General features: G+C 68.1%; 20 protein-coding genes and 1 tRNA gene. 12 read left to right on the plus strand and 9 right to left on the minus strand.

The features are described from left to right. The first annotated feature begins 119 nt into the window (after positions 1 to 119). The 5 genes from ACZ5ZX_RS24490 (at position 120) to ACZ5ZX_RS24510 (ending at position 4,582) form a co-directional block, all read left to right on the plus strand. The gene (locus ACZ5ZX_RS24490; protein ID WP_465504309.1) at positions 120 to 407 is read left to right on the plus strand and encodes a hypothetical protein; all 288 of its coding nucleotides are present in this window, start codon (positions 120 to 122) and stop codon (positions 405 to 407) included. Then, positions 404 to 1,234, plus strand: a complete 831-nt coding sequence (locus ACZ5ZX_RS24495; RefSeq protein WP_465504310.1) for a hypothetical protein — start codon at positions 404 to 406, stop codon at positions 1,232 to 1,234. The genes ACZ5ZX_RS24490 and ACZ5ZX_RS24495 overlap by 4 nt, the downstream gene beginning before the upstream one ends. Before the next feature lie 57 nt (positions 1,235 to 1,291). Then, on the plus strand, positions 1,292 to 3,208 hold the full coding sequence (locus tag ACZ5ZX_RS24500) for a fumarate reductase/succinate dehydrogenase flavoprotein subunit (protein ID WP_465504311.1): 1,917 nt from the start codon (positions 1,292 to 1,294) through the stop codon (positions 3,206 to 3,208). Beyond that, positions 3,205 to 3,957 (plus strand): succinate dehydrogenase/fumarate reductase iron-sulfur subunit, encoded by a 753-nt coding sequence (locus ACZ5ZX_RS24505; protein WP_465504312.1) that lies wholly within the window; start codon positions 3,205 to 3,207, stop codon positions 3,955 to 3,957. Before ACZ5ZX_RS24500 ends, ACZ5ZX_RS24505 begins: the two co-directional genes overlap by 4 nt. 553 nt (positions 3,958 to 4,510) lie before the next feature. Beyond that, positions 4,511 to 4,582, plus strand: a tRNA-Glu gene (locus ACZ5ZX_RS24510). A gap of 147 nt (positions 4,583 to 4,729) precedes the next feature. Here ACZ5ZX_RS24510 and ACZ5ZX_RS24515 read toward each other — a convergent pair. The 5 genes from ACZ5ZX_RS24515 to ACZ5ZX_RS24535 all read right to left on the minus strand — a co-directional run bounded on the left by ACZ5ZX_RS24515 (position 4,730) and on the right by ACZ5ZX_RS24535 (position 8,796). Continuing rightward, complete coding sequence (locus ACZ5ZX_RS24515) at positions 4,730 to 5,173, minus strand: class I SAM-dependent methyltransferase (protein WP_465504313.1); 444 nt, start codon at positions 5,171 to 5,173, stop codon at positions 4,730 to 4,732. A gap of 122 nt (positions 5,174 to 5,295) precedes the next feature. Further along, on the minus strand, positions 5,296 to 6,201 hold the full coding sequence (locus ACZ5ZX_RS24520; RefSeq protein WP_465504314.1) for an amino acid ABC transporter permease: 906 nt from the start codon (positions 6,199 to 6,201) through the stop codon (positions 5,296 to 5,298). Further along, positions 6,198 to 6,893: an amino acid ABC transporter permease gene (locus ACZ5ZX_RS24525; RefSeq protein ID WP_465504315.1), complete on the minus strand. Its 696-nt coding sequence runs from the start codon at positions 6,891 to 6,893 to the stop codon at positions 6,198 to 6,200. Before ACZ5ZX_RS24525 ends, ACZ5ZX_RS24520 begins: the two co-directional genes overlap by 4 nt. Before the next feature lie 84 nt (positions 6,894 to 6,977). Further along, positions 6,978 to 7,835 (minus strand): glutamate ABC transporter substrate-binding protein, encoded by an 858-nt coding sequence (locus tag ACZ5ZX_RS24530; protein ID WP_465504316.1) that lies wholly within the window; start codon positions 7,833 to 7,835, stop codon positions 6,978 to 6,980. Positions 7,836 to 8,067: 232 nt separating this feature from the next. Next, entirely contained in the window at positions 8,068 to 8,796 is a 729-nt protein-coding gene (locus ACZ5ZX_RS24535) for an amino acid ABC transporter ATP-binding protein (protein ID WP_465463644.1), read from the minus strand. A gap of 394 nt (positions 8,797 to 9,190) precedes the next feature. On the opposite strand from ACZ5ZX_RS24535, the gene ACZ5ZX_RS24540 reads away from it, so the two are divergent. Together ACZ5ZX_RS24540 and ACZ5ZX_RS24545 are read left to right on the plus strand one after the other, a co-directional pair. Beyond that, on the plus strand, positions 9,191 to 9,877 hold the full coding sequence (locus ACZ5ZX_RS24540) for a response regulator transcription factor (protein ID WP_465504317.1): 687 nt from the start codon (positions 9,191 to 9,193) through the stop codon (positions 9,875 to 9,877). 4 nt (positions 9,878 to 9,881) lie between these two features. Next, complete coding sequence (locus ACZ5ZX_RS24545) at positions 9,882 to 11,294, plus strand: sensor histidine kinase (protein ID WP_465504318.1); 1,413 nt, start codon at positions 9,882 to 9,884, stop codon at positions 11,292 to 11,294. Here ACZ5ZX_RS24545 and ACZ5ZX_RS24550 read toward each other — a convergent pair. After that, positions 11,284 to 12,189, minus strand: a complete 906-nt coding sequence (locus tag ACZ5ZX_RS24550) for a TAXI family TRAP transporter solute-binding subunit (RefSeq protein WP_465504319.1) — start codon at positions 12,187 to 12,189, stop codon at positions 11,284 to 11,286. The genes ACZ5ZX_RS24545 and ACZ5ZX_RS24550 overlap by 11 nt on opposite strands. A gap of 16 nt (positions 12,190 to 12,205) precedes the next feature. Between ACZ5ZX_RS24550 and miaB the strand changes: the two genes are divergently transcribed. After that, entirely contained in the window at positions 12,206 to 13,720 is a 1,515-nt protein-coding gene (gene miaB / locus ACZ5ZX_RS24555; protein WP_465504457.1) for a tRNA (N6-isopentenyl adenosine(37)-C2)-methylthiotransferase MiaB, read from the plus strand. After that, positions 13,708 to 14,178, plus strand: coding sequence for an Rv2732c family membrane protein (locus tag ACZ5ZX_RS24560; protein ID WP_465504320.1), 471 nt, complete (start codon positions 13,708 to 13,710; stop codon positions 14,176 to 14,178). Before miaB ends, ACZ5ZX_RS24560 begins: the two co-directional genes overlap by 13 nt. Here ACZ5ZX_RS24560 and ACZ5ZX_RS24565 read toward each other — a convergent pair. Both ACZ5ZX_RS24565 and ACZ5ZX_RS24570 read right to left on the minus strand, forming a co-directional pair. Next, positions 14,175 to 14,633, minus strand: coding sequence for a hypothetical protein (locus tag ACZ5ZX_RS24565; protein ID WP_465504321.1), 459 nt, complete (start codon positions 14,631 to 14,633; stop codon positions 14,175 to 14,177). The genes ACZ5ZX_RS24560 and ACZ5ZX_RS24565 overlap by 4 nt on opposite strands. 337 nt (positions 14,634 to 14,970) lie before the next feature. Next, positions 14,971 to 16,284 (minus strand): DUF349 domain-containing protein, encoded by a 1,314-nt coding sequence (locus tag ACZ5ZX_RS24570; RefSeq protein ID WP_465504322.1) that lies wholly within the window; start codon positions 16,282 to 16,284, stop codon positions 14,971 to 14,973. Between the two features lie 246 nt (positions 16,285 to 16,530). Between ACZ5ZX_RS24570 and ACZ5ZX_RS24575 the strand changes: the two genes are divergently transcribed. Genes ACZ5ZX_RS24575 through dapF form a run of 3 tightly spaced genes read left to right on the plus strand, consistent with a single transcriptional unit; the run spans position 16,531 to position 18,957 of the window. Next, entirely contained in the window at positions 16,531 to 17,220 is a 690-nt protein-coding gene (locus tag ACZ5ZX_RS24575; RefSeq protein WP_465504323.1) for a class III extradiol dioxygenase subunit B-like domain-containing protein, read from the plus strand. Then, positions 17,217 to 18,119 carry a tRNA (adenosine(37)-N6)-dimethylallyltransferase MiaA gene (miaA, locus tag ACZ5ZX_RS24580; protein WP_465504324.1) on the plus strand — a complete coding sequence of 301 codons (903 nt, stop codon included), beginning with the start codon at positions 17,217 to 17,219 and terminating at the stop codon, positions 18,117 to 18,119. The genes ACZ5ZX_RS24575 and miaA overlap by 4 nt, the downstream gene beginning before the upstream one ends. Before the next feature lie 10 nt (positions 18,120 to 18,129). Next, positions 18,130 to 18,957, plus strand: a complete 828-nt coding sequence (dapF, locus tag ACZ5ZX_RS24585) for a diaminopimelate epimerase (protein ID WP_465504325.1) — start codon at positions 18,130 to 18,132, stop codon at positions 18,955 to 18,957. Here dapF and ACZ5ZX_RS24590 read toward each other — a convergent pair. Then, positions 18,954 to 20,204: an MFS transporter gene (locus ACZ5ZX_RS24590; RefSeq protein WP_465504326.1), complete on the minus strand. Its 1,251-nt coding sequence runs from the start codon at positions 20,202 to 20,204 to the stop codon at positions 18,954 to 18,956. The two genes, dapF and ACZ5ZX_RS24590, sit on opposite strands and share 4 nt — an antisense overlap. Between the last annotated feature and the right edge of the window lie 23 nt (positions 20,205 to 20,227).

Genomic DNA, 20,227 nt, shown 5'->3' on the forward strand with positions numbered 1-20,227 from the left:
CACTAGGTTCCACTGTGCTACTTGTCACATTGCACAATGCGCGGCAGAGTCGAGACGGCGAGGATCGCTTGCCTTCGAAGGCTCGAGCGGCCAACCGAACCGACCATCGGGAGGTACCGATGTCCACCACAGAGATCGCCGAACTTCGGCGAGCCATCGGTCAGCTGAGGCAGTGCGTCGGCACGCTGCGATCCCGATACGGCGACGCGTCGGCGGTACGACGCCTGGCGAACGACGTGGAGCGGCTCGACATCGACGCGGCCGATCTCGACACGACCCCGAACGCGGTACCCGCGCAGGCGAAGGCCGCCGATCGGGTCCAGATACCCGACACGCCCTACGACCCGGCGCTCTGGCAAGGCGCTGATGACGAAGGCGTCGGCGGCTACAAGCGCGACCAGCGGTGAGCGCCCCCGCCGGCAACGAGGCCGGACGGGGTACGGGGGTCCGCGCACCGTCGCGGGCCCGGATCGCCGAGAAAACGCTGCGCACCGACCGGTGGTGGCTCTCCCCGCTGCTGACCGTCCTCGGCCTCTCCGCCTTCATCATCTACGCGACGATCAGGTCCTTCGTGCGCACCGCCTACTGGGTGCCCGAGTACCACTACCTGACGCCGTTCTATTCGCCCTGTGTCTCGGAATCCTGTGTGGAAGGCTCCCGGCATTTCGGGGCCTGGTTCGGCGAACTGCCGGGCTTCATCCCGCTCGGCTTCCTCGTCCTGCCGTTCCTACTGGGCTTCCGCCTGACCTGCTACTACTACCGCAAGGCCTACTACCGGGCCGTCTGGTTCTCGCCGCCCGCGTGCGCGGTCGCCGAACCGCACGCGAAGTACACCGGTGAGACGCGGCTGCCGCTGATCATCCAGAACGCCCACCGCTACTTCTTCTACGTCGCCGTGGTCGTCTCGCTGATCAACACCTACGACGCGATCACCGCGTTCCACGGCAAGACCGGCGGTTTCGGTTTCGGGCTCGGCAACGTCGTGCTGCTCGGCAACGTGATCCTGTTGTGGGCCTACACGTTGTCGTGCCACTCGTGCCGTCACGTGACCGGCGGCAGGTTGAAGCACTTCTCGAAACATCCGGTCCGCTACTGGATCTGGACGCAGATCACGAAGCTCAACACCCGGCACATGGCGCTGGCGTGGACGACGCTGGGCACGCTCGTGCTGACCGACTTCTACGTGATGCTCGTGGCCAGCGGGGCGATTTCGGATCTGCGGTTCATCAACTAGTGGCACGGGAATCCCCCATCCCCGACAACGGCGTCCAGCTTTGAGGTGGCTTTTTCTATGACCGAGGTCGAACGGCTCAACTACGACGTGGTGGTGATCGGGGCAGGCGGCGCCGGTCTCCGCGCGGTCATCGAGGCTCGTGAGCGCGGCTTCAGCGTCGCGGTGGTGTGCAAATCGCTGTTCGGCAAGGCGCATACGGTGATGGCCGAAGGCGGCTGCGCGGCGTCGATGGGCAACGCGAACTCCAACGACAACTGGCAGGTCCACTTCCGCGACACGATGCGTGGCGGGAAGTTCCTCAACAACTGGCGGATGGCCGAGCTGCACGCCAGGGAGGCGCCGGACCGGGTCTGGGAACTGGAGACCTACGGCGCGCTGTTCGACCGCACGAAGGACGGTCGGATCAGCCAGCGCAACTTCGGCGGGCACACCTATCCGCGGCTCGCGCACGTCGGCGACCGCACCGGGCTCGAACTGATCCGCACCATGCAGCAGAAAATCGTTTCGCTGCAACAAGAGGACTTCAAGGAGACCGGCGACTACGAGGCGAGGATCAAGGTCTTCGCCGAATGCACGATCACGGAACTGCTGACTGACGACGGCCGTATTTCCGGCGCGTTCGGGTACTGGCGGGAAAGCGGCCGGTTCATCCTGTTCGAGTCGCCGGCGGTGGTGCTGGCCACCGGCGGTATCGGGAAGTCGTTCAAGGTCACCTCGAATTCGTGGGAGTACACCGGTGACGGGCACGCGCTGGCGCTGCGGGCCGGGGCGACGCTCATCAACATGGAGTTCGTCCAGTTCCACCCGACCGGCATGGTCTGGCCGCCGAGTGTGAAGGGGATCCTGGTCACCGAAGGCGTCCGAGGTGACGGCGGGGTCCTCAAGAACACCGAGGACAAGCGGTTCATGTTCGAGTACGTCCCCGACGTGTTCAAGGGGCAATACGCGGACAGCGAAGAAGAGGCCGACCGCTGGTACACCGACCAGGAGAAGAACCGCCGCACCCCGGACCTGCTGCCGCGGGACGAGGTGGCGCGGGCGATCAACTCCGAGGTCAAGGCGGGCCGGGGATCGCCGCACGGCGGGGTCTTCCTCGACATCGCCAGCAGGCTGCCCGCGGAGGAGATCCGCAAGCGGCTGCCGTCGATGTACCACCAGTTCAAGGAACTCGCCGACGTCGACATCACGAAGGAGCCGATGGAGGTCGGCCCGACCTGTCACTACGTGATGGGCGGGATCGAGGTCGACCCGGACACGGCGTCGTCGAGCGTGCCGGGCCTGTTCGCCGCCGGTGAATGCTCCGGCGGGATGCACGGCTCGAACCGGCTCGGCGGGAACTCGCTTTCGGACCTGCTCGTCTTCGGCCGCCGCGCGGGGCTCGGCGCCGCGTCCTACGTGGCGGAACTGAAGGACCGCCCGAAGGTCAGCCAGTCCGATGTGGACGCCGCCGCGGCGATGGCGCTCGCGCCGTTCGACCCGCCGGGTGACGGCGTCGAGGAGAATCCGTACAGCCTGCACACCGAACTGCAGCAGTCGATGAACGATCTGGTCGGCATCATCCGCAAGGCCGAGGAGATCGAGCGGGCGCTGGAGAAGCTCGGGGAACTGCGCGAGCGGATCAAGCGGGTCACCGTCGAAGGGCACCGGCAGTTCAACCCCGGCTGGCATCTCGCCGTCGACCTGCGGAACATGCTGATGGTGAGCGAATGCGTGGCCCGCGCCGCGATGATGCGCACGGAGAGCCGGGGCGGGCACACACGGGACGACCACCCGGGGATGGATCCCCAGTGGCGCAACAAACTCCTCGTCTGCTCGGCCACCCCCGGCGACAATCCGGTGGTGCCGGACATCGGGGTCACGGTCAAGACGCAGATCCCCTTGCGGCAGGACCTGCTGGAGCTGTTCGAACTGTCCGAGCTGGGCAAGTACTACACCGACGAAGAACTGGCCTCGCACCCCGGGAGCCCGGCATGAGCTACAAGGCGAGTTTCCGGGTCTGGCGTGGCGACGCCGACTCGGGTGAGCTGAAGGACTACAGCGTCGAGGTCAACGAGGGCGAGGTCGTCCTTGACATCATCCACCGCCTGCAGGCCACCCAGGCCTCGGATCTGGCGGTGCGGTGGAACTGCAAGGCGGGCAAATGCGGTTCGTGCTCGGCGGAGATCAACGGCAAACCGCGGCTGCTGTGCATGACCCGGATGTCGACCTTCACCGAGGACGAGGTCATCACCGTGACGCCGATGCGGACGTTCCCGGTGATCCGCGACCTGGTGACCGACGTGTCGTTCAACTACACCAAGGCGCGGGAGATCCCGTCGTTCACGCCGCCCCCGGAGCTGAAGCCGGGGGAGTACCGGATGCAGCAGGTCGACGTCGAGCGCTCGCAGGAGTTCCGCAAGTGCATCGAATGCTTCCTGTGCCAGAACACCTGCCACGTCGTGCGCGACCATGAGGAGAACAAGGAGGCCTTCGCCGGGCCCCGGTACCTCATGCGCATCGCCGAACTGGAGATGCATCCCCTCGACGTCGCCGACCGGCGGGACGCGGCACAGGAGGAGCACGGGCTCGGCTACTGCAACATCACCAAATGCTGCTCGGACGTGTGCCCGGAAGGCATCCACATCACCGACAACGCGCTCATCCCGATGAAGGAACGCGTCGCGGACCGGAAGTACGACCCCATCGTTTGGCTGGGGAACAAGCTCTTCCGGCGGGACAAGTAGCCCAAGCCTCGTGGGTGGCGATTCGGGTTCTGGCCAAGGGTGTTTCCGGTACCACGGCGGGCGAGCCTTGGTAGCGGCCGGGCCGTGAAGGACTCCTTGAGGGACTCAGAGTCCCTCAAGGAGTCCTTCACGGCCCGGAAGGGCATCTCGAGTCTCGGCAGCACCACCTGCCGTAACGGCTGCGTGTGAAGGCCCCCTTCCCTCGGCTCAGCCGAGGAAACTCGACCTTCACACCTTCCATCATGCATCTCAAGCCGGCAAGTCCGCAGGACACGAGCAGGTACCTAAGAAAGGGTTCGCTCTAACCCTCATTACCACCCACGAGGCTTTTAATCGTTTGCCCATGCGCACCGGGCCGTCGCATACTTACGTCATGAACGTTGGCATGGAAGAGAAACACGGCTCTCCGACGTCGCCCTAGCGCGACGTCGACAAGGGAGCCGCCCTTCGGGAAACCGAACCGGGCGGCTTTTTCGTTGTGCGTTCTTCCCTTTACTTCTGGAACGAAACGTCCTCGGTGCACGGTGTGTGCCGGAGACGTGTTCCAGGCCAAGGCGCATTGGTCCAGCGGTACGGATACCGGGTTTTCACCCCGGTGACAGGGGTTCGACTCCCCTATGCGCTACGCCCCGGCACGGCGGGGAAACCTGTTTCGTCGTTCCGGTGCGGCGGTGTGGGGTCCGTGTGGTCCACACCGCCAGACGCGCACGGTCCGGTGACCGGCCGGGATTCATAGCCCCGGCCAGCCTGGCTCGACACCAGGGTGCGCGACTCAGCCGCCTTTGCGGGCGCTGTGCACGTCACCGTGTTCGTCGCGCCGCAGCACGATGTCCTGGAAACCGTTGTCGCGCAGGCCCTTTTCCAGGGTGAGGCCGTTCGTGGCGACGACGACGAGATGTCCGCCCGCCACCAGGCTTGCGGCGATGCGGCCGAGGTGGTCGGAGGCATCCAGGAAGGCCAGGACGATGTCGAAGGTCCCCATCACCGGCAGCCGGTCGAGGTGATGGACCTCGTACGAGATCCCGACGGGATCGCGTTCTTCTTCGCGCTGCGCGACCGCGATCAGCCTCTGATCCGCGTCGACCCCGACGACCCGGCGGGCGCCTCGGGCGCGGAACAGCCGGGGATAGCGGCCATCGCCGCACCCGACGACCAGGACCGACCTGCCCGCCAGGTCCGGCAGCGCTTCGATCAGCGTCGTGGCCTGGTCCGCCATACGGCCGACGCTAGCCGAGCGGTCACCGTCCGGACAGGACCAAGAGGCCGTATCCCGGAGTACATGAAGGCCCCCTTCCTGTACCTGGGCGTAAGGAAGGGGGCCTTCATGTACTTACGGAGCTACAGTGACCGACCGGTGTTGAAGTCGGTGGCGTCGACGACGGACGCGGGAGCGTCGTGCACCGGCTTCGCGCCCTTGGGCGCCTTCTTCCGCCGGGCCAGCTTGTTCTCCAGCCACGACGCGAACCAGCTCAGGAGCAGGTTCAGCACGATGAAGATGATCGCGATGACGATCAGCGTCGGGATCGTGTTGCTGTAGAGGCCGGTGAGCGGTCCGGAAGAACGGATCAGCTCATTGAAACCAATCGTCAACTGACCAGCCAACGCGGTGTCCTTGAGAATGACCACCAGCTGACTGACCAGGGCGGGCAGCATCAAGGTGACCGCCTGCGGTAGCAGGACAGTCATCATGATCTGGGTCTTACGCATGCCCAGTGCGGACGCGGCCTCACCTTGGCCTTTGGGCAGCGACAGGATACCCGCGCGGAACACCTCGGCCATGACCGAGCCGTTGTAGAGGACCAACCCGGTCACCGCGGCGAACAGCGGCCGGATCTCGGCGTCGATGTCGGTGTAGAACGCATAGAACGCCGCGGCGAAGACCATCAGCAGCAGCACGGGGATAGCCCGGAAGAACTCGACGACCGCGCCGACCGGAACCCGGATCCACTTGTGCTCCGACAGCCGCCCGATACCCAGCAGCGCGCCGATCGGCAAAGCGATCACGATGGAAAGCCCGGCCGCCTTCAAGGTGTTGAGCAGGCCAGGGAGGAGGAACTGCGTCCACGTCGCACCGTCGAGGAAGGGCTTCCACAGAGCGCCCGCCCACTGGCCCTTCTCGTCGAAGCCCGCGTAGATGTAGTAGATGACCAACGCCAGGACGAGCACGAAAAGTACGCTGTAGAGCCAGTTTCGCGCCCGCGCCTTGGGGCCGGGGATGTCGTAGAGAACGGTCTGCGCGCTCATCGCTTGACCTCGACCTTCTTGGCGACCCAGCCCAGCAGCAGGCCGAGGGGGAGGACCAGGACGACGAAACCGGCGGCGAAGAGGAGGAAGACCAAAAGCAGCGAGTCGGACTCGTTTTCGATCATCTCCGACATCAGAAGCGATGCCTCAGCCACACCGATGATCGACGCGACCGTGGTGTTCTTCAGCAGCGCGATCATGACGTTCGCTAGCGGCGCGATCACCGATCGGAACGCTTGCGGCAGCACGATCATCGTCAGCACCTGGAGGAAACCGAGACCCAGTGCCCGGGCGGCTTCGGCCTGACCGACCGGCACGGTGTTGATACCCGACCGTAGCGATTCGCAGACGAACGTCGCGGTGTAGGCGATAAAACCGAGGATCGCGAGCCGGAAAGCGTTGTCCTCCAGCGACGTCGTCGACTCGGACGAGGCCAGGCTGACTCCCAGCGTGGAGGACAAGCCCAGTGACGTGAAGACGATGATCACCGTCAGCGGGGTGTTCCGGAAGATGTTGACGTAGGCGGTGCCGAACGCCCGCATGATCGGAACCGGGCTCACCCGCATCCCCACCAGGATCGTGCCCCAGATCAGGGAACCGATCGCGGAGAAGAAGGTGAGCTTGATCGTCATCCAGAAGGCGCCGAGCAAGTCGTAATTGGGATTGTCGAGGAAATCGAACAAGGTGCTCAACCCAGCCTCGGTATGGGAACGGTGCGCCGCGGTACACGGCGCACCGTTCGATTCCTTCAGTTCAGCGGCTCAGCGAGCCGGGTGTCAGGAGACGGCCGGGGGCTCCGGGATCTTGTAGCCCGACGGACCGACGTTCTTCTCCAGAGCGGCCTTCCACGCGCCGTCCTGCTGCATCTTCTTGATGGCGTTGTTGATCGCGGTGACGCTCTCGGTGTCGTCCTTCTTCAGGCCGATGCCGTACTTCTCGTCGGTGAAGCCCTTGCCGACCAGCTTCAGCTTGCCGGGCTGCTGCGCGGCGTAGCCGGCGAGGATGACGTCGTCGGTGGTCATCGCGTCGACGGTCTTGTTCAGCAGCGAGGTGACGCAGTCGGTGTACTTGCCGCGCTCTTCGAGCTGAACTTCCTTGGCGTACTTCTCCTTGACGTTCTGCGCCGGGGTCGAACCCTTGACCGAGCAGAGCTTCTTGTTGCCGGTGAGCGACTCCGGGCCGGTGATGTCGGTGGAGTCGGCACGCACCAGCAGGTCCTGGTGGGCGATGAAGTACGGGCCCGCGAAGGAGACCTCGTTCTTGCGCTTGTCGGTGATCGAGTAGGTGGCGACGATGAAGTCGACCTCACCCTTCTTGATCAGGTCCTCACGCTGCGCGGACTGCGCTTCCTTCCAGGTGATCGCCGACTCCTCGACGCCGAGCTCCTTGGCGATGTACTTCGCCACGTCGACGTCGAACCCGGCGTAGGTGCCATCGGCCTGCTTCTGGCCGAGGCCCGGCTGGTCGAACTTGATGCCGATGGTCAGCTTCTTGTCGTTCTTGGCCTTCGCCACCACGTTCTTGGCGCCGCTGGAGCCGCTGCCGGCGTCCGACCCGCCGCCGCCACAGGCGGAGAGGGCGAGACCGGCCGCCACGACGGCCGCGCTCATTCGCAGAACTCGGTTCAACCGCATTCTTTTCAGTTTCCTTCCGAATCTTGTCCAGCCATACCGGCCGGCGGGGAAGTCCTTAGCGTCTGCTGGTGAACCCGCGGCCGCGATCGACGTCGGCAGGACGCGGCCTGATCTTCCACGTCACGTGGTCGATCAGGGCGTCCTGCCACCGCGATAGCGGGGCCTTCGGCCGGGGCGGGTTCACGCATGTGGTCCCTTTTCGAGGCGAGTCTTCAGCTTCGCCAGCAGGCGCTTAGTGGGTAAGGATCTTGCCGAGGAAGTCCTTCGCCCGGTCGGTCTTGGGCTTGGTGAAGAACTCGTCCGGGGTGGAGTCCTCGACGATCTCACCGTCGGACATGAAGACCACCCGGTTCGCCGCACGCCGCGCGAAGCCCATCTCGTGGGTGACGACGAGCATCGTCATCCCGTCCTTCGCGAGCGTGGTCATGACGTCGAGGACCTCCTGGACCATCTCCGGGTCCAGCGCCGAGGTCGGCTCGTCGAACAGCATCACCTTGGGGCGCATCGCCAGCGCGCGGGCGATCGCCACCCGCTGCTGCTGTCCGCCGGAGAGCTGCGCCGGGTACTTGTCGGCCTGGTTGGCGATGCCGACGCGTTCGAGCAGGTCCATCGCGGTCTTGCGGGCTTCGGCCGAGTTGACCTTGCGGACCTTCATCGGCGCGAGCATGACGTTCTCGACGATCGTCTTGTGCGCGAACAGGTTGAACGACTGGAACACCATGCCGACGTCGGCGCGCAGCGCGGCCAGCGCCTTTCCTTCGGCGGGCAGCGGAACGCCGTCCACCGCGATCTCGCCGGAGTTGATGGGCTCCAGCCGGTTGATCGCCCGGCACAGCGTCGACTTGCCAGACCCGGACGGCCCGAGCACGACCACGACCTGCCCACGCGGCACCTCGAGGTTGATGTCCTTGAGCACGTGCAGGTCGCCGAAGTACTTGTTCACGGCGGCCGCCTTGATCATCGGCGCCGCCACCTCCGCGGTCATCTGGCCTCCAGGAGCGTTCGTTTGCAGGGGACTGCGGGGTCAGGCACCACGCGATGGCGGAAACCTACTCCCGTCGGACCGCTTGTAAAGGCGGCTTGACCAATACTTAGGGTTTCAAGTCCGTATCGTTCCAAGCCACCGGACGGCCCCGATCCACGCCCGTCCGGCGCTGATCAGCCTAGACAAGGCCGGGATGCCCCGTAACCGGGGTCACAGGGAATCTGTGACGCATCGTGACCATTACCGCCTGCGGTGGGGTGGTCACTGGGCCGGACGGCCGATCGGTACGGGGAGCGCCGGAGGTGACTCACCCCATAGAGTCGTTCTTCAGTCGTCGCGGTGCGGGGATGGCGGGGAAGGGAAAACACGGGTGCGGGTACTGCTGGTGGAGGACGACGACCGGGTCGCGGGCGCGCTGACGCCCGCGCTGACCCGCCGCGGTCTGACGATCAAACGCCTCGCCTCCGGGGCCGGGGTGCTCGACCTGGTGCACGACGTCGACGTCGTGCTGCTCGACCTCGGCCTTCCCGATATCGACGGGATCGTGCTGTGCCGCCGGATCCGCGCGGTCAGCGATGTCGCGGTGATCGTCGTCTCGGCGCGGGGAGAGGTCGACGACCGGATCCAGGGCCTGCGATCCGGTGCCGACGACTATCTCGTGAAGCCCTACGACGTCGACGAACTCGTCGCCCGCGTCGAGGCCGTGCGCCGCCGCCGGGGCGAACGCCCGGCCGGGCCCGAACCGGCGGGCGTCATCCGGGCGGGTGATGTCTCGGTCGATATCGGACGGCATGAGGTTCACGTCGACGGGCAGCCGGTTTCGTTGTCGCGCAAGGAGTTCCAGGTACTCGCGCTGGTGGTCACCGCCCGCGGCGCGGTCTGCGCCCGCGACCATGTGCTGAGCGAGGTCTGGGGCCATCGCGGTCCCGCGGAGAGCCGCTCGCTCGACGTCCACGTCGCCACCTTGCGGACCAAACTGGGCAGGCCCGCGCTGATCGAGACCGTCCGCGGCGTGGGGTACCGCCTCGGCGGCGCCTACGGCCCGGAAGAGGGCTGAGCCGGTGCGCGTCCGGCTCCAGGCGATCGTGCTGACGCTGGTCGCGGCGCTCGTGTTCGGCCTCGGCATCCCGCTCGCGCTCAGCGTGGCGGCCAGTGTGCAGCTCGACCTCTTCCTCGACAGGCTCACCGACACCTCCCGATTCGCTTCGCTGGCGCAGCGCCCGCTGGTGGAGAACCGGCCGGATCTGATCGAGGACGAACTCCGCCGCTACACCGAGGTCTACAACGTCCCGGTGGTGATCGTCGACCAGGACGGCGAGGCCGTGGTGAGCGCGCTAGGCGGCGGACCCGGCGCCGCCGCCCGCATCAATCTGAAGGACGCCGCCATCGCCTCGCATATCCAGGCGGCCTTGGCCGGACGGCGGTCGGAACCCGGCCCGCTGCTGATGCCGTGGAACACCGAGCCGCTGGTGCTCGCGGAACCGATCCTCATCGACGGCGAGGTCCGGGGTGCGGTGATCACCCTGTCCTCGACCGAACGCGCCCGGACCGAACTGCTGTGGTGGTGGCTGCTCATCGCGGCGGGCGCCGTGCTGGCGTTCGGCTTCGCACTGCTCATCGCCGTGCCGGTGGTGCGCTGGATCCTCCGCCCGGTCCGCCGCCTGGACGAGGCGACCGGGGAACTGGTCGCCGCCGTGGTCAGCGGCCAGGAGGTACAGCGGGTGGGGGAGACGGGCGGGCCGCCGGAACTGCGGCAGCTCGAACGGTCCTTCGACCGGATGGCCGCGAGTGTCGACGAGGCTCTTTCGGCGCAGCGCGCCTTCGTCGCCGATGCCTCCCACCAGCTGCGGAACCCGTTGACCGCGTTGAAGATCCGGCTCGGAAACCTCGACGGGCACGTCGACGACGACCTTGCCGCGGCCGACCTCGAAGCCGCCGTCGTGGACGCGCGGCGGCTGAACCAGATCCTCGACGAACTCCTCTCCTTGGCTCGCGCCGAGGCCTCGGGCGGCGAATTGGTGCCGGTCGCCCTCGACGAGGTGGTGGGCGCCCGGGTCGCCGATTGGACGGTGGTCGGCCGGACCCGGGACATCTCGCTGGTCGCCTCCGGGCTCGGCGGCGGCCTGCGGGTGCTCACCCCGGCGCGCGGACTCGAAGTCGTGCTCGACGCGCTGCTGGACAACGCGCTGAAGTTCACCGAGCCGGGGACCGAGGTGCGGGTCACCGTCACCGAGGCGGACGGGAAGGTCGACATCGCCGTCCGCGACCACGGGCCCGGCCTGCGCGAAGACGAACTCGAGCGGGCGGCGGACCGGTTCTGGCGCAGCACCTCGCATCAGAATGTCCCCGGATCCGGGCTGGGCCTGGCGATCGTCACGGAGATCATGGCCCGCTCGGGCGGTTCGCTGCGGCTCGGCTCACCCGAGGGCGGCGGGCTCGAAGTGACCGTGACGCTGCCCGTCGTCAGTCCTTGAGCGAGCGGAAGTAGCGCAGCGCGCCGGGATGCAGCGGCAGCGGCGAGGTCTCGATGGCCGGGTGGACGTCGATCGACAACGCGGCCCCGGCGGCCTTCACCAGCTCACCGCGTGCGTCGAACAGCCCGCGGACCAGCGCTTCCGCGAGGTCGTCCGGCATCGAGGCCGGCACGACCAGGAAGTTCGGCAGCACGAGCGTGGTCACCGGCGCCTGCAGGTGATAGGCCGTCACCGGGATGGTCGCCGTGCGGTACACCGGATTCCTCGCCCGCAGGTCGTCCGCGAGATCGGTGATGTCGAGCAGCCGGACCTTGCTCGCGCGCTCCGTGATCGACGGCGTCGGCAGGCCACCGGACCAGATGACGGCGTCGATCTGGCGGTTCTCCAGCGCGGGGAGCGCTTCGGTGAGCCCGAGGTTGCGCCGGTCGACCGCGCCGGTCAGCCCGGACACCTCGAGCAGCTGTTTCGACAGGAACTCGACGCCGGAGTCGGGGGAGCCGATCGCGACCTTGAGGCCCCGCAGCTGCGCGAACGAGGTGATCGTGGAGTCGGCCCGGACGACGACGTGCAGGTAGTCGTCGTGCACCCGGGCCAGCGCGGCGAGCCCGGCGGTCTTCTCGGTGGCGACGTCGGCGGCCACGAAGGCGACGTCGGCCTTGCCCGCGCGGACGCGGCCGATGTTGTCCGGCGAGCCCTGGGTCTCCTGGATCTCGGGCCGCTCGGCGCCGAGCTGCGCGGCCCACGCGTCGGCCAGCGCCTCGGCCAGCTTGTCGTAGACGCCGCCGTTGAGCCCCGCCGCGATCCGCACGTGGGTCCCGGACAGGTCCGGCCCGCACCCGGCGACCAGGGCGCAGGCCACGGCGATCACCACCGCCAGCACCCCTGGTCTCCTCATGAGGGTCGATCGTGCCATGGAACCCCGCCCGCGTACCCTCGAAGGCGAGATGAGCGCGCGCACATACCAGATCCGCACCTTCGGCTGCCAGATGAACGTGCATGACTCCGAACGTCTTGCCGGGCAGCTCGAGGACGCCGGCTACGTACCGGGTGACGGCGAGACCACACCCGACCTGATCGTGTTCAACACCTGCGCCGTGCGGGAGAACGCGGACAACAAGCTCTACGGCACCCTCGGCCACCTGCGGCCGCAGAAGACCGCGAAGCCGGACATGCAGATCGCCGTCGGCGGCTGCCTCGCCCAGAAGGACCGCGGCGAGATCGTCAAACGCGCGCCCTGGGTCGACGTCGTGTTCGGCACGCACAACATCGGCGCGCTGCCGACGCTGCTGGAACGCGCGCGGCACAACGCCGAGGCCGAGGTCGAGATCCTCGAAGCGCTCGAAACCTTCCCCTCGACGCTGCCGGCCCGCCGTGAGTCCGCGTACGCGGGCTGGGTGTCGATTTCGGTGGGCTGCAACAACACCTGCACCTTCTGCATCGTCCCGGCGTTGCGCGGCAAGGAACGCGATCGCCGCCCCGGCGAGATCCTGGCCGAGGTCGAGGCGCTCGTCGCCGAAGGCGTGCTCGAAGTGACGCTGCTCGGTCAGAACGTGAACTCCTACGGCGTCGAATTCGGCGACAGGCTCGCGTTCGGGAAGCTGCTGCGCGCCTGTGGCGCGGTGGAAGGCCTGGAGCGCGTCCGGTTCACCTCACCGCATCCGGCGGCGTTCACCGAGGACGTCATCGACGCGATGGCCGAGACACCGAACGTGTGCCACCAGCTGCACATGCCGCTGCAGTCCGGCTCCGACCGGGTGCTGCGCGAGATGAAGCGGTCCTACCGCTCGGCGCGCTACCTCAAGATCCTCGACAGCGTGCGCGAATCGATGCCCGACGCCGCGATCACCACCGACATCATCGTCGGCTTCCCCGGCGAGACCGAGGAAGACTTCCAGGCCACGCTCGATGTCGTCGCGCAGGCCCGGTTCTCCAGCGCGTTCACCTTCCAGTACTCGATCAGGCCCGGCACGCCGGCCGCCGAGATGGACGGGCAGCTGCCGAAGGAGGTCGTGCAGGAGCGCTACGAACGGCTCGTGAAGCTGCAGAACGACATCTCCTGGGAAGAGAACAAGAAGGTCGTCGGCCGTCGCGTCGAGCTGCTGGTCGCCTCCGGCGAGGGCCGCAAGGACACCGAGACGCACCGGATGAGCGGCCGCGCCCGTGACGGGAGGCTCGTCCACTTCGCGCCGACGGGTCCGCTGGTGGACCGCGCCGTGCGGCCGGGCGACATCGTCGAGACCGTCGTGACCTACGGCGCCCCGCACCACCTTGTCGCGGACGGCGATCTGCTGTCGCACCGCCGGACCAAGGCGGGCGACAACTCCGAGGCCGGGCTCCGGCCGAAGACCAACGGCGTGACCCTGGGCCTCCCGGGCTTCGGCGCCCCGGCCGTAGCGCCGGAACCGGTGAGCGGATGTGCGCTGTGACCGAACCGAAGATCGACGAACTCGCCGCCGAGATCGACGAAGTGGGTGAACGCGCGGCCAAGACGATCGAGCTGGGCAGGCGCGGATTCTCCATCGCCGTGCTGGTGTTCGTGCTGCTGGTGGCCCAGTTGCTGCCCTGGGTCGGCGACCACGCCGGCTGGGAGGTGCTGCTCGGCCGCGGTGGTGGGATCCCGCAGCTGTTCGCCGCGACCTCCACCGGGATCGGGGTGTTCGCCTCCGCCGTCGCGCTGGTGACCCGCCGCTGGTGGCTGGCCTGGGTCTGCGCCGCGGGCGGCTGGTTCGCCTCGGTCGACGGACTGCTCGCTATCTGGTCGCAACAGTCCTCACACGCGACCGGCGCGGCCGGTGGCGGTCCGGGCGTCGGGCTGATCGTCGCCTGGATCGCCACCGTCGCGCTGGCCGTCTACTGGATGCGGGCGGCCTTCTCGCGGAGCTAGCCGACTCGCAAAGTGAGGTTGCTGGACGTGTAGGCACTCGCGTACAACGACGTCTCGGGGTGGTAGGCCCGCAGTGTGATGACCGCACTGAAGGAGAAGCTGAGCCTCAGGGAGAACGTCGAGTTGGGGCGGCAGGTGGTGTCGGCGATGTTCACCCAGACACTGCCCTGAAGCTGCTGCACGATGATCGCCTCGAGGCTGTCCGTTCCGTCGGCGCGGGTGCCGCCGTCGACCTGCAGATTCCCCTTGAGGGTGACCTTTTCGTTGACCTTGGCCTGGTTCTTGCTGAGCGAGGCGTCGAGTTTGACCTTCTTCTTGCTGATTTCGGGAGATGCCGGGACCGGTGCCGGAGAACCGATCGCCGACGCGGCGGGCGCGAGCCCGGCCACCAGAGCGCAACTGATCGCCAGGGCGGCGAGCGCCCGGCGTACTGGGGGAATCAGTGTCTGGTTCATGATCGAAGTTGAGCACGGTTGAGCGCGGAGAGCGCCCGAATACGCACTAATGAGCGACACGTCCCTCCACAGTGGAGCTACCGCCGGGCAGTGAACGGCCTCTTGGGGTCCAGTGCCGCGACGGTGGCGCTGGGCGGTAGCTCGTCAATGAAGGAATTGGGACACTCAACGTCCCAATTCCTTCATTGACGAGGTGGCAGCACCGCCCCACGATCCACCCCCCAATCCGCAGGTCAGGGGGTAGGTACGTGACGACACGGCCCAATAACGCCCAGTCTGACAAATCGTCCGCAGCGGATCCCGAAGGACAGTTGGAGAGCCTCAGGGACCGCCTCGCTCAGCGGTTCGCGATGGCCGCTTCCGCCGCCTCGAGCCACTCACGCCACTGCGCGGCCTGCTCGTCGGCCTTCTTCGCGCGCCGCTCGTCACCGGCCGCGCGGGCCTTCGCCGCCTGCGACTCGAACTGCTCGACCCGCTCGCGGAACTGCGCCGCCCTGGCCTGCGCCTCCGGATCGGTCCGCCGCCACTTGCTGTCCTCGGCCGACTTGATCGCGTCCTGCACCGCCTTGAGCCGTCCGTCCAGCTCGCGGATGCGCTCACGCGGGACCTTGCCGATCTCGTCCCACTGATCCTGGATGCGCCGCATGTGCTGCTTCGCCGCTTCGAGGTTCGCCGCGGGGTCGATCTTCTCGGCCTCGACGAGCAGTTCTTCCTTCTGCTGCGCGTTGGTCGCGAATTCGGCGTCCCGCTCGGAGAACACCGCGGATCGCCGGGCGAAGAACTTGTCCTGCGCGGCGCGGAAACGCTGCCAGAGCGCCTCGTCGCTGTCCTTGGGGGCGCGACCGGCGGCCTTCCACTCGGTCATCAGATCCTTGTAGCGGCCCGCGGTCTCGCCCCAGTCCGACGATTCCGACAGCGCCTCGGCTTCGGCGATCAGCTCTTCCTTGCGCTGCTTGGCCCCGGCCCGCTGCTTGTCCAGTTCGGCGAAATGCGACCCGCGGCGGCGATTGAACGCCTCGCGCGCCTTGGAGAACCGCTTCCACAGCTCGTCGTCGGTCTTGCGGTCGACGCCCTTGACGGTCTTCCACTCGTCCAGGATCGCGCGCAGCCTGTCCCCGGCGGCCTTCCACTGGGTCGACTCGGCGGCGAGTTTCTCGGCTTCGTCGGCGAGGGCCTGCTTGCGGACGACAGCGGCGGCGCGGGCCTCTTCACGCTCCTGCTTGGCCGCGGCCAGCGCCTTCTCCGCGTGGGAGATGACCTGCTCGATCCGGCCGCTCAGCGCGGCGATGTCGCCGACGACGGCGGCTTCGGCGAGGCCGTCGCGCAGCTGCGTGGCGGTCGCCAGCGCGTGCTTCGGGTCACCCGCGCCGGATTCCAGCCGCGTTTCCAGCAGCTCGACCTCGGTACGCAGGTCGTCGAACCGGCGCGCGTAGTGGAGCAGACCCTCGTCCGGGCTCCCGGCCTGCCAGACCCCGACCGCGCGTTCGCCGTCGGGCGTGTTGACGTACACCGTGCCTTCGTCGTCGACCCTGCCCCAAGCGGACGGGCTGGGCTCGGCCGGCGGCACGGGGGGTGCGGGGTGTCCGCCACCGAGCGCGTGCGGTACCGGGTGCGGAGCCGGGGTACCGGTGGACGTGTTCTCCTGGGCCATCGCAGGCTCCTTATCGCCTGTACGCCCGCTGGCGCGGGCGCCCCGCCTAGCGGCGGGGCCGGGTAATGCGTTGCCGTCTTGCTTCGGGGGTATCAACCCCTTGCGGCATTCAAGCAGCTCAGCGTCCACCGTGGAACCGGATGAACCACCAGAGGGCAGTGATCCTACTTCCGGAGGACGTTCCGTGGCGGTCGGTCGCCGGTCGGTTGCGGGCGGCTTCGGGCCGGGAAGGTAACGTCGGCGGCCGTGATCCGCCGTGTCGCCGTGCTTCCGCAACCCCCACTCCTCATTCCCGAACTCGCCGCCGGAGCTGCGGATGAATGCGCCGAGCTGCGCGAAGCATGCCTTCAAGCCGTGGAGCGCCTGGCCGGTGCTTCGCTGGACTGGGTCGTCGTCGGCGCGGCCGCGGGCGCACCCGAGGTGCCGGAACACGCGAGTGGCTCCTTCCGCGGGTTCGGCGTCGACATCGGCGTCTCACTCAGCCGGGTGACAGCCGCGGAAACCGAGCTGCCGTTGCCCGCACTCGTGGCGGGCTGGCTGCGTGAGCGGGTGAACGCCTCATCCGTCCGTGTCCATCTCGTCGATCCCGCCGCCCCGGCCGAGCACTGCGCGCTGGCCGGCCGTGAGCTGGGGGAGCCCGCCGCGGTCCTCGTCCTCGGCGACGGTTCGAGCAGGCACGGGCCGCGTTCCCCCGGCGGCGAGGACGAACGCGCGGAGGGGTTCGACGCCGGGATCCGCGACGCGCTGGCCAAAGCCGACACCGGCGCGCTCGCCGCGCTCGACCCCGTCCTCGCCGCCGAACTCGGAGCGGGCGGCCGCGCCCCCTGGCAGGTCCTCGCCGGGCTGGCGGCCGACGGAGACTGGGCCGCCGACGTGCTCTACTCGGCCGCGCCGTTCGGCGTCGGCTACCACGTCGCCGTCTGGGAGCACGCGTGATCCGGCCGGTCGCGGTCGTCGGGCCCACGGCGACCGGGAAGACCGCGCTGGCGGTCGAACTCGCGCTCACCCTCGGCGGCGAGGTGGTCAACGCCGACGCGCTGCAGCTGTACCGCGGGATGGACATCGGGACGGCCAAGGCGACCGTCGAAGAGCGGCGAGGCGTGCCGCACCACCTGCTGGACGTCCTCGACGTCACCGAGACGGCCTCCGTGGCCGCGTACCAGCGCGACGCGCGCCGGTGCGTCGAAGAACTCCTCGACGCGGGCCGCGTGCCGATCCTCACCGGCGGATCCGGGCTCTACATCCAGGCCGTGCTCGACGATCTCAAGTTCCCGGGCACCGATCCCGCCGTACGCGCGCGGTTGACCGCCGAGGCCGACGAGGTCGGCGCCGCCGCGATGCACGCCCGGCTCACCGGACTGGACCCGATCGCCGCCACGGCGATCCTGCCGACCAACACCCGCCGCATCGTGCGCGCGCTGGAGGTCATCGAGATCACCGGAGAACCGTTTTCGGCGAATCTGCCGAAACCGGGACCCGCGCGCTACGGCACGGTCATGATCGGCGTGGATCGCGAACCCGGCGAACTCGACGCCCGCGTCGACCGGCGGGTGGAGGTCATGTTCGAAGCCGGTCTCGTCGACGAAGTCCGGACGCTGCTGGGACAAGGGCTTCGCGACGGGCTCACCGCGTCGAGGGCGCTGGGCTACCAACAGGTGATCGCCGCACTCGACGGCGACGGTGACTTCGCGGCCGCCGCCGAGGCCACCGCGCAGGCCACCCGGAGGTTCGTGCGGAGGCAACGCTCCTGGTTCCGGCGGGACAAGCGCATCGAGTGGTTCGACGGCGGTTCGGAGCGGCTGGCCGAGCGCGTCCTCGAGGTGACGGCCCAGTAGCCTGAACACCATGGGCGGCATCGAATTCCTTAAGGGACACGGCACACAGAACGATTTCGTGCTGCTTCCCGACCCCGACGGCCGCCTTGAGCTGACCGAGGCACGGGTGGCGGCGCTGTGCGACCGCCGGCGCGGCCTCGGCGCCGACGGCGTGCTGCGGATCGTGCGCTCGTCCGCGCTGGGGATCGAGTCCGGTGGCGAATGGTTCATGGATTACCGCAACGCCGACGGTTCCATCGCCGAGATGTGCGGGAACGGCGTCCGGGTCTTCGTGCGCCACCTGGTCGATTCCGGGCTCGTGGCCGAGCGCGACTTCGTCATCGGCACCCGCGCCGGGGACCGGCCGGTACGGATGCACGCCGATGGTTCGGTCACCGTGGAGATGGGACCGGCGACGATCACCGGGACCTCGGTCACCGTGGTCGCCGGGAAACCGTTCTCCGGTGTCGCGGTCAACGTCGGCAACCCGCATCTGGTTTCGGTCGTCGAGGACGACGTCGACGAACTGGACCTGCGTGACCAGCCCGATTTCGACTCCGACGTGTTCCCGGACGGGGTGAACCTCGAGTTCATCAACCTGCTGGGCGACAACGCGCTGAAGATGCGCGTCCACGAACGCGGCGTCGGCGAGACCCGGTCCTGCGGCACCGGCACGGTCGCCGCTGTCGCGGCCGCCCTGCATCTCGCGGGCACCGACACCGGCGAAGCGACCGTCGACATCCCCGGTGGCCGGGTGATCGTCGAGGTCCGCCGCGGCGCGTCCACCCTCACCGGCCCCGCCGAGATCGTCGCGCGCGGCGAACTCGACGAAAACTGGTGGGCCGGTCTCGGCGCTTAGCCCACCGGCTGGGCGATCGGTTCGCTCGGCAGGTCGCGAAGTTTCCGAAGCGGGGAGAAGACCACCCACAGGAGTGCCGCGGTCTCGCCGCCCACGGCGACCCACAGCGTGCCCCTGATCCCGATCGCCTCGCCGAGCACCCCACCGAGCAGCCCGCCCAGCGGCAGCATCCCCCAGACCACGAACCGCACACTCGCGTTCATCCGGCCGAGCAGCCGGTCCGGGCAGACGGCCTGCCGGTAGGAGACCTGCGCGACGTTGTAGACGATGATCCCGAACCCGGCGATCATCGTGGCCACCGGGAACAGGCTGATCCGCCAGCCCGGCGCGGCCAGCGGTAGCAGCAGATAGAACGGCCAGGTCAGCAGGGGAACGAGCCAGATCGACCTGGCTTGCCCGATCCGCCGCGTGATGGCGTTGGCGAAGATCGCGCCGACGATCCCGCCCACCCCGCCGGTCGCGAGCACGACGCCGACGGCCGCGGGGGACAGGCCGAGATCGCGGTTGAGGAACAGGATCTCCACCGCGAGGAAGACGCCGTTGAACAGGTTGGCGGTCGCGGTGCAGGCGACGATCGAGCGCAGCGCGGTGTCGGTGAACACGAACCGCAGACCCTCGACGATCTGGGGGAGCAGCTTCGCGTCTTCGTGCCGTTCGGGCTCCGGTTCGACGGTGCGGATCCGCAACAGGCACAGCGCCGAGGTGAGGAAACCGAGCCCGGTCGTGAGCACGGCGTTGGCCGCGCCGATGAGTTGCACCAGTCCGCCGCCGATCCCCGGACCGGCCAGGAACGCCACGGATTGGCTGGCTTGGAGCTTCGCGTTGCCTTCGAGGAGATGCTCGCGGCCGACCAGTGTCGGCAGATACGACTGGTAGGCGATGTCGAAGAACACCGTCGCGGTACCGACGAGTGTGGCGACCACGATGAGCTGGGTCAGCGTCAGCACTTCCGCCCACCAGGCGACCGGGATGCTGAGCAGCAACGCGGCGCGGACGAAGTCGGCCCGGAGCATCAGCGTGCGGCGCCGCATCCGGTCCACCCACACCCCCGCGGGCAGGCCGATGATCAGGAAGGCCACCGTCTCCGCCGCGGTGAGCAGCCCCATTTGGAACGGCGTCGCGGTCAGCACGGTGGCCGCGAGCAGCGGGATCACCGTATGCCCGGCGAACGCGCCGACCTGGCTGGCCGTGTCACCCGCCCACAGCCGCCGGAAGTCAGCATGGAAGAAGAGGGAGTCTCTGCGCACCGGGCCACCCTGGCGCGAGTGAT

This window comes from Amycolatopsis sp. NPDC033938, assembly GCF_055575975.1.

Bases quoted from the DNA above. Each gene is read 5' to 3' on its own strand.
- ACZ5ZX_RS24490 (WP_465504309.1), top strand. From the start codon at position 120: ATGTCCACCACAGAGATCGCCGAACTTCGGCGAGCCATCGGTCAGCTG.
- ACZ5ZX_RS24500 (WP_465504311.1), top strand. From the start codon at position 1,292: ATGACCGAGGTCGAACGGCTCAACTACGACGTGGTGGTGATCGGGGCA.
- ACZ5ZX_RS24505 (WP_465504312.1), top strand. From the start codon at position 3,205: ATGAGCTACAAGGCGAGTTTCCGGGTCTGGCGTGGCGACGCCGACTCG.
- ACZ5ZX_RS24515 (WP_465504313.1), bottom strand. From the start codon at position 5,173: ATGGCGGACCAGGCCACGACGCTGATCGAAGCGCTGCCGGACCTGGCG.
- ACZ5ZX_RS24520 (WP_465504314.1), bottom strand. From the start codon at position 6,201: ATGAGCGCGCAGACCGTTCTCTACGACATCCCCGGCCCCAAGGCGCGG.
- ACZ5ZX_RS24530 (WP_465504316.1), bottom strand. From the start codon at position 7,835: ATGCGGTTGAACCGAGTTCTGCGAATGAGCGCGGCCGTCGTGGCGGCC.
- ACZ5ZX_RS24535 (WP_465463644.1), bottom strand. From the start codon at position 8,796: ATGATCAAGGCGGCCGCCGTGAACAAGTACTTCGGCGACCTGCACGTG.
- ACZ5ZX_RS24550 (WP_465504319.1), bottom strand. From the start codon at position 12,189: ATGAGGAGACCAGGGGTGCTGGCGGTGGTGATCGCCGTGGCCTGCGCC.
- miaB (WP_465504457.1), top strand. From the start codon at position 12,206: ATGGAACCCCGCCCGCGTACCCTCGAAGGCGAGATGAGCGCGCGCACA.
- ACZ5ZX_RS24560 (WP_465504320.1), top strand. From the start codon at position 13,708: ATGTGCGCTGTGACCGAACCGAAGATCGACGAACTCGCCGCCGAGATC.
- ACZ5ZX_RS24565 (WP_465504321.1), bottom strand. From the start codon at position 14,633: ATGAACCAGACACTGATTCCCCCAGTACGCCGGGCGCTCGCCGCCCTG.
- ACZ5ZX_RS24570 (WP_465504322.1), bottom strand. From the start codon at position 16,284: ATGGCCCAGGAGAACACGTCCACCGGTACCCCGGCTCCGCACCCGGTA.
- dapF (WP_465504325.1), top strand. From the start codon at position 18,130: ATGGGCGGCATCGAATTCCTTAAGGGACACGGCACACAGAACGATTTC.